Here is a 15497-nt window from a genome sequence, read left to right as displayed (position 1 = left end):
ATAATATGAAGCAATGTTATCTAGTTTTGAAAGAATATAAAAAACTTGTTGACTTTAAAAGTTAAATAAGTTATGATGATTCTTGTCTTAAATGAATACAGTCTGGTAATGATGGCAGAGAGGTCACACCCGTTCCCATACCGAACACGGAAGTTAAGCTCTCTAGCGCCGATGGTAGTTGGGACCTTGTCCCTGTGAGAGTAGGACGTTGCCAGGCTATTTATATCATCGCGGGGTGGAGCAGCACGGTAGCTCGTCGGGCTCATAACCCGAAGGTCGCAGGTTCAAATCCTGTCCCCGCAACCAAATGGTCCCGTGGTGTAGTGGTTAACATGCCTGCCTGTCACGCAGGAGATCGCCGGTTCGACCCCGGTCGGGACCGCCATTTTATATAAAGAAAAGAACGAAACATGTTGTTTCGTATTTTTTTATTTGTTTTAACAAAAAACTAATAAAGACAGTCAAACTATCCTTAGGAAAACTCCTAAGGACTTTTTTATATATTCAAAACCTGTATAATAAAGAGCAGAGAACATTGTGAGTAAAGTAGGTGAAGTCTGTGAGTAAATATGAAATAACAACAAACTCTTCTGAGGAAACACAAAGATTATCAGAAAAACTAGGTGGACTTGTCGGTGCACAAGATGTAATTATTTTAGAAGGAGATCTAGGGGCTGGTAAGACAACTTTTACAAAAGGGCTAGCAAAAGGTCTTGGAGTGAAAAGAGTTGTAAATAGTCCTACCTTTAATATTATTAAAGAATATAAAGGGAGATTGCCGCTATATCATATGGACGTGTATCGCTTAGCGGAAAGTGAAGAGGACTTAGGTTTTGATGAGTATTTCTACGGTGAAGGAATTACCGTAGTAGAATGGGCTCATTTAATAGAAGCATTTTTACCAAATGAGAAGTTACAAATTAGTTTATTCCATGCTGGAGATGATACAAGGAAAATTGTACTCGAGCCAATTGGAGATCGATATATTAGATTATGTGAGGAGCTATTACAAGATGAAAGTACTAGCAATTGATACTTCAAATTACGTAATGGGTGTATCCCTTATTGAGGAAGGAAACGTAATTGGGGAAATCATTACAAACTTAACAAAAAACCATTCTGTACGTCTTATGCCAGCTGTAGAGAAATTGTTAAAAGAATGTGGTGTAAAACCGAAAGAATTAACTAAAATCGTTGTAGCTGCTGGACCTGGATCATATACAGGTGTTCGTATAGGTGTGACAGCTGCAAAAACATTAGCTTGGTCACTTCAAATACCAATTGTAGGTGTATCAAGTTTAGAAGTAGTGGCTGCAAATGGTGCTAATTTTAATGGATTGATCTGTCCTTTATTCGATGGAAGACGTGGACAAATTTATACTGGGTTATATACATATGAAGGAGAGCATTTAAATTCTATAGAAGAAGACCGAATCATCCTTATTGTAGACTGGTTGCAAATGTTAAAAGATACAGGAAAGCCTGTTTTATTTATTGGTAACGATGTTAAACTGCACAAAGAGACGATTATCGAACATTTAGGCGAACAAGCTGTATTTGCTCCCTTCACTAAAAATAACCCAAGACCAAGTGAGTTAGCTTTCTTAGGGTTACAAAAAGAAGAACAAGATGTACATTCATTTGTTCCTAGTTATCTTCGTTTAGCTGAAGCTGAAACAAAGTGGTTAGAAAGTCAAAACAAGTAGGAGTCTCCAGAAGATGGATATGATATTTAGAAAGATGGAACTCGATGATATCGCTCAAATTGTAGCTATTGAAGAAGCGTCTTTTTCAACTCCTTGGACTGCAGATGCCTTTCACCGTGAGTTAACGACGAATGAACATGCACATTATGTTGTGCTAGAAAAAGATGGTCGTGTAATTGGGTATTGTGGATTGTGGATAATTATTGATGAATCACATATAACAAATATAGCTATTTTGCCAGAATACAGAGGTCAAAAGCTAGGGGATGCTTTATTGAAAGAAGTTATTTCCGAAGCGAAAGATTTAGGGGTAAAAACGATGACGCTTGAAGTACGTGTATCAAATGAAGTAGCAAAACAGTTATACAGAAAATACGGATTTCAAAATGGTGGAATTCGTAAACGATACTATGCAGACAATCAGGAAGATGGTCTCGTAATGTGGGTGAATATATAATGGAAAAAAATACGATTATACTTGGTATTGAAACAAGTTGTGATGAAACAGCAGTAGCAGTTGTTAAAAATGGAACGGAAATTATTGCGAATGTCGTTGCATCACAAATTGAAAGTCATAAACGTTTTGGCGGAGTTGTACCAGAGATTGCATCCCGTCATCATGTAGAAGAAATTACAGTTGTGTTAGAAGAAGCTTTAAAAGAAGCAAATATCACATTTGATGATATTGATGCAATTGCTGTAACAGAAGGACCTGGGTTAGTAGGAGCGCTTTTAATAGGGGTAAATGCAGCGAAAGCAGTGGCTTTTGCACATGATATTCCTCTAGTGGGTGTTCATCATATCGCTGGGCACATTTATGCGAACCGTTTAGTAAAAGAAGTTCAATTCCCACTACTATCACTTGTTGTATCTGGTGGACATACGGAGCTTGTTTATATGAAAGAACATGGTTCATTCGAAGTGATTGGTGAAACAAGAGATGATGCAGCTGGAGAGGCATATGATAAAGTAGCTCGAACGTTATCCATGCCATATCCAGGTGGTCCTCACATTGATCGCCTTGCACATGAAGGGGAACCGACAATCGATTTGCCTCGTGCATGGCTAGAACCTGATTCGTATGATTTCAGTTTCAGTGGATTGAAATCAGCAGTTATCAACACTGTGCATAACGCAAAACAACGCGGGATAGAAATTGCACCGGAAGATTTAGCAGCAAGTTTCCAAGCGAGTGTAATAGATGTGCTTGTAACGAAAGCATCTCGTGCAGCAGAAGCGTATAACGTAAAGCAACTGCTTCTTGCTGGTGGAGTAGCTGCGAATAAAGGACTTCGCGCACGTTTGGAAGCGGAATTTGCGACAAAAGAAAATATTGAGCTAATTATTCCTCCACTATCTTTATGTACCGATAATGCAGCGATGATTGCAGCCGCAGGTACAATTGCATATGAACAAGGAAAACGTGCTACATTAGCTTTAAATGCAAATCCAGGATTAGATATTGAAGCATAGTTATACACAAAATTAACCACAGCTTGTGGATAAAACCCATATTATCTGTTGATAATATGGGTTTTATTGTGTATATAAAATGTTGATAACTTTTTTGTTAGTTGTGGATAATGTGGAAAAGTTATTTTGGGGTTTATTTTATAAAGGTGGATATGTGTATAAACCTGTGGATAAAGTAGGTGAAGTCTGACCTTTGAATGTATTCTTTTTTGGGAAATAAATCGCAAAAAGATATCTCTAAAAAACATTTTGAAATGTGCCCTTATTATAGGGGCGAGCCAACATTGTCAAACTTTGTCGGTAAATCGGTATGTCGTGTCGAATCGTTTATACCCCAGCTAGAAGATAAAAAGGATGTCGCATAGTCAAAAATCCCGACTTATGAGACATCCTTCTTATTCATACTCTTATAAATGTAATTCTTCCCATTCTGCCATACAAGCATCAAGTTGCTCTTGTAGTGTTTGCTTTTTCGTTGTAATTTCACTAGCCTTTTCATAATCTGCGTATATTTCTGGTAAGCAAAGTTGATCTTCTAACGTAGCAATTTCTTCTTCAAATTCTACAATATTTTGTTCTAGCTCCTCAATTTTTCGAGTGCGTTGACGTTCTAATTGTTTACGCTCTTTTTCTTCGAGATAATTTAATTTTTCTTGAGCTACAGTTTTTTGAACAGGTGCTTGGTTTTCTTGCTGTTCTTGTTGTTCAAATGCTGCACGTTCAATCATTTCATTTTTCTTCTCCACATAGTAATCGTAATCGCCTAAATACTCTTGTGCACCTTCTGTTGACAACTCAACAACGGTCGTCGTTACACGATTAATAAAGTAGCGGTCATGTGAAACAAATAGAAGGGTGCCTGGATAATCAATTAAAGCATTCTCCAAAATTTCTTTACTATTTAAATCAAGATGGTTCGTAGGTTCATCGAGAATTAATAAATTCGATTTTTGCATCATAAGTTTTGCAAGAGCTAATCGAGCTTTTTGTCCACCACTAAGAGAAGATACTGGTTTTAGTACATCATCCCCTGTGAATAAGAAGTTACCTAATATCGTGCGAATTTCTTTTTCGGGCTGCAGTGGATATTCATCCCATAACTCATTTAAAACTCGCTTAGAAGATGTTAAGTTTGCTTGTTCTTGATCATAATAACCAACAGATACATTGGATCCGAAAGAAACATCACCATTTAATAGTGGTAACTTATTCACAAGTGATTTTAATAATGTGGATTTCCCAATTCCGTTTGGACCAACTAAAGCAACGCTATCCCCGCGAGTTAAGCGCATAGTTACATGTTCAATAATCGGATCATCATCATAGCCGATAGTTGCATCCTTTACTTGTAAAACATCATTTCCACTTTGTTTTTCGATATCGAAGTGGAAGGATGCTGACTTAGAATCACCTAAAGGTCTAGTCAATAATTCCATTCTATCTAATTGTTTACGACGGCTTTGAGCACGTTTTGTCGTAGATGCGCGAGCTATATTTTTTTGAACGAAATCCTCAAGCTTAGCGATTTCATCTTGTTGTTTTTCATAACGTTTCATGTCTTGCTCGTATAATGCTGATTTCAAGTCTAAATATTTACTGTAGTTACCAACAAATCGTCTGCTTTCTTTATTCGAAATTTCATATACTTGTGTAACGAGTTTATCTAAGAAATAACGGTCATGAGAAACGATTAGTATTGCGCCAGGATAGCCTTGTAAATATTGTTCAAGCCATGTTAATGTTTCGATGTCTAAATGGTTTGTAGGCTCGTCCAAAATAAGTAGGTCTGGTTTCGTTAATAATAATTTACCGAGAGCTAATCGTGTTTTTTGTCCACCACTTAATGTAGAAATCGTCGTCTGGTGCGTTTCAACTGGGAAGCCAAGACCACTTAAAATCGAGCGAATATCTGCTTCATATTGATATCCACCTTGATCTTTATAATCTAATTGCAATTGGTCATAATCAGCTAATAATCTTTCATATGTAGCCTCGTTTGAAAAGTTTTCTTCTTTTCCCATCTCTTGCTCTAGCCTTCGAAGTTTTGTCTCCATTTGCTGCAAGTGTGTAAAGACGGTTAACATTTCATCCCAAATTGTTAAAGATGTTTCTAACCCGGTATTTTGAGCTAAATATCCGATTGAGACATCTTTCGGTTTTATAATTTCGCCACCATCATGAGATAGCTCACCAGCTATTATTTTTAATAATGTAGATTTTCCGGCCCCATTTCGTCCGACTAATGCGATACGATCTTTCGTTTGAACTTCTAATTTTATGTTTGCAAGAATCGTTTCTGCACCGTATAATTTCGTAAGCGCGTTTACTTGTAATAAAATCAATGTTTTCACCTCAAATAATTTCTTAACTTTGCCATGTTTATATTTCTCAATCATACTAAAAATAGTGTATAGTTTAAAATAAAGAGAGAATACTTCTTCTCTTTATTATACAGGGAAATTCATGAGTGCTAAACTTCTGTATTTGATTCAAGTATATGAATAAAGATAGGAAGAGAGGAGAGGTTATATGGATCAGCAAAAAATTCCACAGGCCACTGCCAAACGATTGCCTCTATACTATCGATTTATCCAAAACTTATCTCTTTCTGGTAAGCAACGTGTTTCATCAGCCGAATTGAGCGAAGCGGTAAAAGTTGATTCCGCAACGATTCGAAGAGATTTTTCATATTTTGGAGCGTTAGGGAAAAAAGGTTATGGATATAACGTAAATTATTTATTATCATTTTTCCGTGAAACACTCGACCAAGATGATATAACACGTGTAGCACTTATTGGAGTAGGTAATTTAGGGACCGCTTTCTTACATTATAATTTCACGAAAAACAATAATACAAAAATTGAAATGGCGTTTGATGTTAGTGAAGAGAAAGTCGGGACAGAAATCGGGGGCATTCCTGTATATCATTTAGATGAATTAGAAGAACGTTTATCAACTGATATACAAGTGGCAATATTAACAGTACCCGCTACAGTAGCACAATCTGTAGCAGATAGATTGGCAGAAACGAACGTGCATGGTATTTTAAATTTCACACCAGCGCGCTTAAATGTGTCAGATAATATAAGAATTCACCATATTGATTTAGCGGTAGAGTTACAAACACTTGTTTACTTTTTAAAGAATTATCCACAATAAAACGCAGAGGAAGCGACCTCTGCGTTTTATTATTGTTTTTTCTTTGTGAATTTAACTAAGATAAGGCGAAGTGCCAAATTAAAATCAATTGTTGCCATAACTGCAAATAGTATTGTCCACATATTCCAGATTGTATCTGTTACGTTCGTAATGGCGAAGCGTGTAAAGATACATCCTAGAAGGAAGTACAATGCAGCCATGAACAATGGTGAGTTCCTCATACTAAAAATCCTCCGATAAAGCCTTGCATTTTTTCAGCTTCTTTAATCATTTCTTGAATTTGTTCATTGCTCATTAAAACTTGAGCAACTGCAACTAATGTATTCATTGCAACATGAGCCGCGATAGGGACGATAATACGCTTCGTTTTTACATATAAAAAGGCGAATACGAGTCCCATAGAAGTGTATACCAATAAGTGAGTGAAATCAAAATGAATTGCTGCGAATACAAGAGAACTAATGATAGCAGCAATAAAGAAGTTAAACTTCTTATAAAGTGTACCAAATAAAATTTTTCTAAATACGATTTCTTCCAAAATAGGTCCTATTATAGAGATAACGATAAGGAACCAAGGTGTCGTTCTTGCGATATCCATAAGTCTTGCTGTATTTTCTGATCCAGGTTTAATTCCTAATACACGCATTTCTATCATACCGGCAATACTTTGTGAGAAAAATGCTAGGAAGAACCCAATAAAAATCCAACCAATCGTAGCTGGAACAGTAGAGCGCATTGTATCTAAACGTCTGTCACGAATATCTGTTCTAAGTAACCAAAGTACGATACATAATGCAATAAAGAAGCTAATGATTGCCCAGTGGCCAGTTATGAGTTGAAATTTCTCTTCTCTAGTAAATCCTCTGTTATCATAAAGTCCAGTTTTCAGCAGAAGTGGTAATCCAGCAATGGATGATAACTGCATTAAAATGTATGTAACGATAACCCACCAATATTGTTTTTTCAAATGGTTTAACCATCCTTTCTAACTCTAGTGTATGAGATAAGGTAGGATAACATGTAAGTATGCTACCTACGATATAAACTTCACTTAAATTATGTTTTTTTCGTAAATCCTTATTTGAAATTATAATAGAAGACAGGAGAAAGTTGTGTGTATAGCGAAAACAACTTAGGGTGTCCTTTCATATTGTAACATACGAGTAGTGGAAACAACGATTCATATAGTAAAGGTAGAAGAAGAGGGACTCTATATAGAAAAGTGTATAGCTTAATTTGCGAAAAAATTATGATTTTTTTACTTGCAAAAGAAATTGAGATTATTTATTATTATAAGTGTGTTAGCACTCGGGTGACTTGAGTGCTAATAAATAAAATTTACATAACAAAATGAGGAGGTTATTGTTCATGCTAAAGCCATTAGGTGATCGCGTTGTAATTGAGCTTGTTCAAGCAGAAGAAAAAACAGCAAGTGGTATTGTATTACCAGACACTGCAAAAGAAAAACCACAAGAGGGTAAAGTTATTGCAGTAGGTACTGGTCGAGTGCTTGAAAATGGTGAGCGTGTTGCTTTAGAGGTAGCTGCAGGTGATCTTATCATCTTCTCAAAATATGCAGGTACTGAAGTAAAATACGAAGGTACTGACTACTTGATTTTACGTGAAAGTGACATTTTAGCAGTTATTGGTTAATTATATAAATCTTAAAAAATTCAAGGGGGTCAATTATTATGGCAAAAGATATTAAATTTAGTGAAGAAGCACGTCGTTCGATGCTTCGCGGTGTCGACACTCTTGCAAACGCAGTTAAAGTAACGCTTGGACCAAAAGGTCGTAACGTTGTACTTGAGAAAAAATTCGGTTCACCACTTATTACAAATGACGGTGTAACAATCGCAAAAGAAATCGAATTAGAAGATGCATTCGAAAACATGGGTGCAAAATTAGTAGCAGAAGTTGCTAGCAAAACAAATGATGTAGCTGGTGACGGAACGACAACTGCAACTGTATTAGCACAAGCAATGATTCGTGAAGGTCTTAAAAACGTAACAGCTGGTGCGAACCCAATGGGTCTTCGTAAAGGTATCGAAAAAGCTGTTACTGCTGCAATTGCAGAATTAAAAGAGATTTCTAAACCAATCGAAGGTAAATCTTCTATCGCACAAGTAGCTGCTATTTCTGCAGCTGACGAAGAAGTAGGTCAATTAATCGCTGAAGCAATGGAGCGCGTTGGTAACGACGGCGTTATTACTTTAGAAGAATCTAAAGGATTTACAACAGAATTAGACGTAGTAGAAGGTATGCAATTTGATCGTGGATATGCATCTCCTTACATGATTACTGATTCTGACAAAATGGAAGCAGTTCTTGATAACCCATACATCTTAATTACTGATAAGAAGATTTCTAACATCCAAGAAATCTTACCAGTATTAGAGCAAGTGGTACAACAAGGTAAACCACTTCTTATCATCGCTGAAGATGTAGAAGGCGAAGCTTTAGCTACATTAGTAGTGAACAAACTTCGTGGTACATTCAATGTAGTAGCTGTTAAAGCTCCTGGATTTGGTGACCGTCGTAAAGCAATGCTAGAAGATATCGCAATCTTAACTGGTGGCGAAGTAATCACTGAAGAATTAGGTCGTGACTTAAAATCTGCTACAGTTGAATCTTTAGGACGTGCTGGTAAAATCGTTGTAACGAAAGAAAACACAACTGTAGTTGAAGGTATCGGAAATTCACAACAAATCGAAGCTCGTATCGGTCAAATCCGTGCGCAATTAGAAGAAACTACTTCTGAATTCGATCGTGAAAAATTACAAGAGCGTCTTGCAAAACTTGCAGGTGGCGTAGCGGTAATTAAAGTAGGTGCAGCAACTGAAACTGAGTTAAAAGAGCGCAAACTTCGTATTGAAGATGCACTTAACTCAACTCGTGCAGCAGTAGAAGAAGGTATCGTTGCAGGTGGTGGTACTTCACTTATGAACGTATACACGAAAGTAGCTTCTATCGTAGCTGAAGGCGACGAAGCAACAGGTATCAACATCGTACTTCGTGCATTAGAAGAGCCAGTTCGTCAAATCGCAATCAACGCTGGTCTAGAAGGATCTGTAGTTGTAGAGCGTCTAAAAGGCGAAAAAGTAGGCGTTGGTTTCAACGCAGCTACTGGCGAGTGGGTTAACATGCTTGAAACTGGTATCGTAGATCCAGCTAAAGTAACTCGCTCTGCACTTCAAAACGCAGCATCTGTTGCAGCTATGTTCTTAACGACTGAAGCTGTAGTAGCTGACAAGCCAGAACCAAATGCACCAGCAATGCCTGACATGGGCGGCATGGGCATGGGCGGTATGGGCGGAATGATGTAATTCCGTTTGCTCGAAAAACATCCATTTCTATATAGAAATGGATGTTTTTTTTATGTTTTTTAGAAAAGGAAATGAATTTCTGTAGAATTTTGTCGCTTTCTCTCTTGACCATACGGATACTTCATTGTTAGAATCTAGGAAGATAATATAAAACAATCCTTCATATATCCTCGATGATATGGTTTGAGAGTCTCTACCGGGTTACCGTAAACAACCTGACTATGAAGGCAGTGCGTCTTATATTTATAAAGAGCGGAAGACTATCTTTCTTTATAAAGCCAGACCCCTGCCTTTTCTTTGTTATGAGACTAGAGGCGGAGGACTGGCTTTTTTTATTATATTAGTAATGCTTTTTGCCAAATTGGTGAAAATATTTATATACGAGAACTAACGTTGGGGTGATTATTTTGAAGAAGCAGCATGATACAATTATCGTTTTAGATTTTGGGAGTCAGTACAATCAGTTAATAGCACGTCGAATTCGTGAGTTCGGTGTATACAGTGAACTTCATCCACATACAATTACTGCAGAAGAAATTAAAGCAATGAATCCAAAAGGGATTATCTTCTCTGGTGGACCAAATAGTGTATACGGTGAAGGCGCATTACATTGTGATGAAAAAATCTTTGAACTAGGATTACCGATCTTCGGTATTTGTTACGGTATGCAGCTTATGACGCAACACTTCGGTGGGAAAGTAGAACGTGCAAACCACCGTGAGTACGGAAAAGCTGTTCTTAAAGTAGAGAACGAATCAAAATTATATGCGAACCTTCCAGAAGAGCAAGTTGTATGGATGAGCCATGGTGACTTAGTAACTGGTTTACCTGAAGGATTCGTAGTAGATGCAACAAGTGAGTCTTGTCCAATTGCTGGTATGAGCAATGAAGAGCAAAACTTATACGGTGTACAATTCCACCCAGAAGTACGTCACTCTGAGCACGGTAACGATTTAATTAAAAACTTCGTATTCGGCGCATGTGGTTGTTCTGAAGGATGGAACATGGAGAACTTTATCGAAGTAGAATTAGAGAAAATCCGTGAAACTGTTGGAGACAAAAAAGTACTATGCGCACTTAGCGGCGGTGTAGACTCTTCTGTTGTAGCAGTATTAATTCATAAAGCAATCGGCGATCAATTAACATGTATTTTCGTTGACCACGGCTTACTTCGCAAAGGTGAAGCAGAAGGCGTTATGAAAACATTCAGCGAAGGCTTCCACATGAATGTTATTAAAGTGGATGCACAAGAACGCTTCATGAACAAGTTAAAAGGTGTAGAAGATCCAGAGCAAAAACGTAAAATCATCGGTAATGAATTCATTTACGTATTTGATGATGAAGCTTCTAAATTACAAGGTATGGACTTCCTAGCACAAGGTACACTTTATACAGATATCGTTGAGAGTGGTACAGCGACTGCACAAACAATTAAATCTCACCATAACGTTGGTGGTCTTCCAGAAGACATGCAGTTCAAATTAATCGAGCCTTTAAACACGTTATTTAAAGATGAAGTACGTGTATTAGGATCAGAATTAGGAATTCCTGATGAAATCGTATGGCGTCAACCATTCCCAGGCCCTGGTCTTGGTATTCGTGTATTAGGTGAAATCACAGAAGAGAAATTAGAAATCGTTCGTGAATCTGATGCGATTTTACGTGAAGAAATTATTAAAGCAGGCTTAGACCGTGAAGTTTGGCAATACTTCACTGCGCTTCCTGGTATGCGTAGCGTAGGTGTTATGGGTGACGAGCGTACTTACGATTACACAGTAGGTATCCGCGCAGTAACATCTATCGACGGTATGACAGCTGACTGGGCACGTATCCCTTGGGACGTATTAGAGAAAATTTCTGTACGTATCGTAAACGAAGTAAAACACGTTAACCGTATCGTGTATGATATAACAAGTAAGCCACCAGCAACTATTGAGTGGGAATAGTATTATAAAAAAAGATCCATCTAGTGCTCATGCATAGATGGATCTTTTGTATTTCTACTCTTAATACGAACAAAAGTATAAAATTTTATAAAAACGTTCGCTTTTAAATTGACAAAACTACTTCATCGAGTTAATATGAGTATGTAATTCAAACGAAAAGTGAATATTATGCCGTCGTATAATATCGGGGATATGGCCCGAAAGTTTCTACCTAGCTACCGTAAATGGCTTGACTACGAGGCGTTTAGATAAAGATGAGGGGAAACTTGTCTTTATTCATAGAACGCTTCCACGTATATGCAATGGAAGCCTTTTTTATTTTTAATAGATAAAAGAGGGCTAGGGAGATTACGGCGAGTAATCATATAACGGGGGAAACGTAAGATGAAACGCTATTTTCAGTTTGATGAACTCGGTACAAATTATAAAACAGAGTTCATAGCGGGTTTAACGACATTTTTATCTATGGCTTATGTATTATTTGTCAATCCTGCTACGCTGTCACTTGGAAATGTTAAAGGGTTACCAGCAGGTACAGGAATGGATCCAGGTGCAGTATTCGTTGCTACAGCATTAGCAGCGGCGATTGGTTCGTTAATTATGGGGATCTTCGCGAAGTATCCGATTGCTTTGGCGCCGGGGATGGGAATTAACGCGTTCTTTGCTTATACGGCAGTGTTAACGATGGGTATTCCGTGGCAAACAGCAATTGCTGGAACATTAATGTCAGGTATTATCTTTATTATTCTTACAGCTTCAGGTATTCGTGAAAAAATCATTAATGCAATTCCAACAGAGTTAAAGTTTGCAGTAGCGGCAGGTATCGGATTGTTCATTGCTTTCCTTGGATTCCAAAATGCCGGAATTATCGTGAAAAATGATGCTGTTCTTGTTGGGTTGGGGGATTTAACAAAGGGCACAACGTTACTAGCAATCTTCGGGGTTGTTACGACAATCATCTTCATGATTAAGAAAATAAATGGTGCAGTTTTCTACGGTATGATTCTTACAGCAATCTTAGGAGTAGCGACAGGATTAATTGATACTCCGAAAGCGGTAGTGGGAGCAATACCGAGTCTAGAACCAACGTTCGGTGTGGCGTTAACTCACTTCGGAGATATTTTCACTGTTCAAATGGTGATTGTTATTATAACGTTCTTCTTCATCGATTTCTTTGATACAGCAGGTACACTTGTAGCGGTTGCGAATCAAGCTGGATTAATGAAGAACAATAAATTACCACGTGCAGGAAAAGCATTATTTGCAGATGCGATTGCAACTGTAATCGGTGCAATCTTAGGTACATCAACAACAACGTCTTACATTGAATCTTCTGCTGGGGTAGCAGCGGGTGGACGTTCTGGATTTACAGCAGTTGTAACAGCAGGATTCTTCTTGCTGGCACTATTCTTCTCGCCATTATTAAGCGTTGTAACACCAGCTGTAACAGCGCCAGCATTAATTATTGTAGGGATCTTGATGGTTTCATCTTTAGGCGAAATTGATTGGAAGAAATTCGAGATTGCAGTACCAGCATTCTTTACAATCATTTCAATGCCACTTACGTATAGTATTGCGACAGGGATTGCAATCGGGTTTATCTTCTATCCAATTACAATGGTAGTAAGTGGTCGTCGTAAAGAGATTCATCCAATTATGTATGTTATGGGAGTTTTATTCGTACTATATTTCATCTACGTTCGTAAATAAAAGGGGTTTTTTGAAAGGTCTAGACTTAAGGGGAGTCTAGACCTTTTTTGCGTCTTCAGAAAATCTTAAGGATTTCCGAGCGTTTTTCTTCAGAAGTTTTCCTATAATAGAAGTTAGGGATTAAAAAAGTGATGGGGGAGATATTGTGGCAACCGAAACAATACTTGTCGTAGATGATGAAAAAGAAATTAGGAATCTTATTACAATCTATTTAAAGAATGAAGGATATAAAGTATTGCAAGCAGGAGACGGAGAAGAAGGATTACGTTTACTAGAAGAAAATGAAGTACATCTAGTCGTATTAGATATTATGATGCCAAAGGTAGATGGTATCCATATGTGTATGAAAGTAAGAGAATCGAAAGAAATGCCAATTATTATGCTTTCTGCGAAAACGCAAGATATGGATAAAATTTTAGGATTAACAACAGGTGCAGATGATTACGTAACGAAACCATTTAATCCGTTAGAGTTAATCGCAAGAATTAAATCTCAGTTACGTCGTTATATGAAGATGAATGGTTTTGCTATTCAAAATGAGGACGAGTTAGAAATTGGAGAGATGAAAATAAATATTTCAACCCATAAAGTTATTGTGGATGGAGAAGAAGTGAAACTGACACCGAGGGAATTTTCAATTTTAGAATTACTAGCTCGTAACCCGGGTATGGTCTTTAGTGCGGAACAAATTTATGAAAAGGTTTGGAATGAAAGATCTTTCCAGTCGGATAACACGGTAATGGTTCATATTCGGAAAGTGCGTGAGAAGATTGAGGAGAATCCAAGGAAGCCTAGATATATAAAAACTGTATGGGGAGTGGGATATAAGATTGAAAAAGATATTTAATCCATTTACTTATATTAGGAAAACTAGAGAATTAATTGAAAAGCTAGTGAAGAGGGTGAAGCGGAGTGTACGCATTCAACTTATTACTGCGTTTACTGCTTGTGCGTTGTTAGGGATTTTGTCAGCAAAAGCAGCAGCACCTTTTTTTGAGAATGCGAATCGGCAGGCGACAATCGATTATCGGTCTGGTATGGAGCAAATTAATCAACAAGCTCAAAGTGTGGCAAATAGTTCAGTTCATGAAAATAAATTAGAAGCTATATCAAGTATGATTAAAATAGAGAATCAAAATTTAGAACAAAACTCTAGAGCTTTAAAAGTGTTGGTTACTGACGAGAGTGGAAAAGTTTTATATAAGACGAAGCAGGCGCAAGAAGAACAAATTGATTTGCATAATACAATTCGTAATGCATCATCGTTTGCGATTAATTATATGAATGGTAGAAAAGAATTTGAAAGTACGAGAAAAGAATTTATAGCTTTTGCACCTATTACAATAGAAGATAAGAATTTATACATGTTTGTTAGTGGGATTCCGGAAGGTGAAGTAATATATGATACGCAAGAAGGACCGTTTCCATTTTTCATAGGTGTACTTGTATTTATTTTCTCTTTCTTCTATATAACAAAGAGAAAGATGAAGCAAATTGAAGCGATGGCACAAGGTGTAAAGGAAATAGAAAAAGGTAACTTAGCGTACCGTATTGAGAAGAAAGGTGAAGATGAGATTGCGTCTTTAACCGAGAATATTAATAATATGGCGGAAGAGCTTATGAATAATATAGAAAAGGAACGTAAATTAGAGAAGCAAAAGAATGAGCTTATTACGAATGTATCTCACGATTTACGTACACCATTGACTTCTATAATGGGTTACTTGCGGTTACTTCGAGATTCTAAATATGAAAATAAAGAACAACATGATGAATATACGAGAATTGCTTTTGCAAAGTCGGAGCAGTTAAAAAATTTAATAGAAGATTTATTTGAGTATACGAAGTTAACAAACGAGCAAGTTATATTAGAAAAACAAGAGGTTTGTATAAATGAGTTATTGGAGCAATTAATAGAAGAGTTAGTACCGCAGGCGGAAGAGCATGGACTTACGTTTGTTAAGAAGTTTCCTGAGGAACGTACCTATGCGGCGATTGATTCGGAAAAGATGGTTCGTGTATTTGATAATCTATTAATGAACGCGATTAAGTATAGTAAAGATGATGGGGAGATAAAAGTTTCTCTTCAAAGGCAGCGCCGGGATATACAAATTGTAATTGCGAATCATAGTGAAGAGTTTACGAGAGAAGAGTTAGGGAGTTTGTTTGAACGCTTT

At 37.2% G+C, this 15497-nt stretch carries 14 protein-coding genes, 2 tRNA genes, 1 rRNA gene and 2 riboswitches (1 of these 19 only partly in view); of the genes, 14 read left to right on the top strand and 3 right to left on the bottom strand.

Annotation, left to right across the window (positions count from 1 at the left end):
* Positions 1-101: 101 nt before the first annotated feature.
* The 7 genes from rrf to tsaD all read left to right on the top strand — a co-directional run bounded on the left by rrf (position 102) and on the right by tsaD (position 3179).
* A 5S ribosomal RNA gene (rrf, locus tag MNO09_RS29500) occupies positions 102-217 on the top strand.
* Between the two features lie 12 nt (positions 218-229).
* Positions 230-306, top strand: a tRNA-Met gene (locus tag MNO09_RS29495).
* Between the two features lie 3 nt (positions 307-309).
* A tRNA-Asp gene (locus MNO09_RS29490) sits at positions 310-385 on the top strand.
* Between the two features lie 174 nt (positions 386-559).
* Positions 560-1033 (top strand): tRNA (adenosine(37)-N6)-threonylcarbamoyltransferase complex ATPase subunit type 1 TsaE, encoded by a 474-nt coding sequence (tsaE, locus tag MNO09_RS29485; RefSeq protein ID WP_000049636.1) that lies wholly within the window; start codon positions 560-562, stop codon positions 1031-1033.
* On the top strand, positions 1014-1706 hold the full coding sequence (gene tsaB, locus MNO09_RS29480; RefSeq protein ID WP_000865751.1) for a tRNA (adenosine(37)-N6)-threonylcarbamoyltransferase complex dimerization subunit type 1 TsaB: 693 nt from the start codon (positions 1014-1016) through the stop codon (positions 1704-1706). Before tsaE ends, tsaB begins: the two co-directional genes overlap by 20 nt.
* A 13-nt stretch (positions 1707-1719) precedes the next feature.
* Complete coding sequence (rimI, locus tag MNO09_RS29475) at positions 1720-2163, top strand: ribosomal protein S18-alanine N-acetyltransferase (protein ID WP_000367199.1); 444 nt, start codon at positions 1720-1722, stop codon at positions 2161-2163.
* Complete coding sequence (tsaD, locus tag MNO09_RS29470; protein WP_000414581.1) at positions 2163-3179, top strand: tRNA (adenosine(37)-N6)-threonylcarbamoyltransferase complex transferase subunit TsaD; 1017 nt, start codon at positions 2163-2165, stop codon at positions 3177-3179. Before rimI ends, tsaD begins: the two co-directional genes overlap by 1 nt.
* A 407-nt stretch (positions 3180-3586) precedes the next feature.
* Here tsaD and MNO09_RS29465 read toward each other — a convergent pair whose 3' ends face one another.
* Positions 3587-5521: an ABC-F family ATP-binding cassette domain-containing protein gene (locus tag MNO09_RS29465; RefSeq protein ID WP_000602169.1), complete on the bottom strand. Its 1935-nt coding sequence runs from the start codon at positions 5519-5521 to the stop codon at positions 3587-3589.
* Between the two features lie 187 nt (positions 5522-5708).
* Between MNO09_RS29465 and MNO09_RS29460 the strand changes: the two genes are divergently transcribed.
* Positions 5709-6338: a redox-sensing transcriptional repressor Rex gene (locus MNO09_RS29460; protein ID WP_000372703.1), complete on the top strand. Its 630-nt coding sequence runs from the start codon at positions 5709-5711 to the stop codon at positions 6336-6338.
* Between the two features lie 29 nt (positions 6339-6367).
* Here the strand turns inward: MNO09_RS29460 and MNO09_RS29455 are convergent, their stop codons facing one another.
* Together MNO09_RS29455 and MNO09_RS29450 are read right to left on the bottom strand one after the other, a co-directional pair.
* Positions 6368-6559, bottom strand: a complete 192-nt coding sequence (locus MNO09_RS29455) for a YdiK family protein (protein WP_001246201.1) — start codon at positions 6557-6559, stop codon at positions 6368-6370.
* Positions 6556-7305 (bottom strand): CPBP family intramembrane glutamic endopeptidase, encoded by a 750-nt coding sequence (locus tag MNO09_RS29450; RefSeq protein WP_000745348.1) that lies wholly within the window; start codon positions 7303-7305, stop codon positions 6556-6558. Before MNO09_RS29450 ends, MNO09_RS29455 begins: the two co-directional genes overlap by 4 nt.
* Positions 7306-7706: 401 nt before the next feature.
* Here MNO09_RS29450 and groES point away from each other — a divergent pair, with 401 nt between their 5' ends.
* From groES to MNO09_RS29420, 6 genes are all read left to right on the top strand, one after another.
* A complete protein-coding gene (gene groES, locus MNO09_RS29445) occupies positions 7707-7991 on the top strand; it encodes a co-chaperone GroES (RefSeq protein WP_000917306.1) in 285 nt (94 codons plus the stop codon).
* Positions 7992-8029: 38 nt separating this feature from the next.
* On the top strand, positions 8030-9664 hold the full coding sequence (gene groL / locus MNO09_RS29440; protein WP_001029985.1) for a chaperonin GroEL: 1635 nt from the start codon (positions 8030-8032) through the stop codon (positions 9662-9664).
* A 140-nt stretch (positions 9665-9804) separates the two neighbouring features.
* A riboswitch (purine riboswitch) is annotated at positions 9805-9906 on the top strand.
* A gap of 165 nt (positions 9907-10071) precedes the next feature.
* Positions 10072-11610: a glutamine-hydrolyzing GMP synthase gene (gene guaA / locus MNO09_RS29435; protein WP_000743915.1), complete on the top strand. Its 1539-nt coding sequence runs from the start codon at positions 10072-10074 to the stop codon at positions 11608-11610.
* Between the two features lie 154 nt (positions 11611-11764).
* A riboswitch (purine riboswitch) is annotated at positions 11765-11866 on the top strand.
* A gap of 128 nt (positions 11867-11994) precedes the next feature.
* Entirely contained in the window at positions 11995-13320 is a 1326-nt protein-coding gene (locus MNO09_RS29430) for an NCS2 family permease (RefSeq protein ID WP_000833102.1), read from the top strand.
* 145 nt (positions 13321-13465) lie between these two features.
* The gene (locus tag MNO09_RS29425; RefSeq protein ID WP_000190041.1) at positions 13466-14167 is read left to right on the top strand and encodes a response regulator transcription factor; all 702 of its coding nucleotides are present in this window, start codon (positions 13466-13468) and stop codon (positions 14165-14167) included.
* A protein-coding gene (locus tag MNO09_RS29420; protein WP_088106790.1) for a sensor histidine kinase crosses the window boundary here: on the top strand, positions 14151-15497 show its 5' portion. Its footprint extends 159 nt past the window's final position; the window shows 1347 of its 1506 coding nt (coding positions 1-1347); it begins with the start codon at positions 14151-14153; its stop codon lies beyond the right edge, outside the window. The genes MNO09_RS29425 and MNO09_RS29420 overlap by 17 nt, the downstream gene beginning before the upstream one ends.

Source organism: Bacillus sp. N5-665 (assembly GCF_022637375.2).
In the GTDB taxonomy this organism is placed as follows: Bacteria; Bacillota; Bacilli; order Bacillales; family Bacillaceae_G; genus Bacillus_A; species Bacillus_A wiedmannii.
This window is presented reverse-complemented; position numbering and strand designations above follow the sequence as displayed.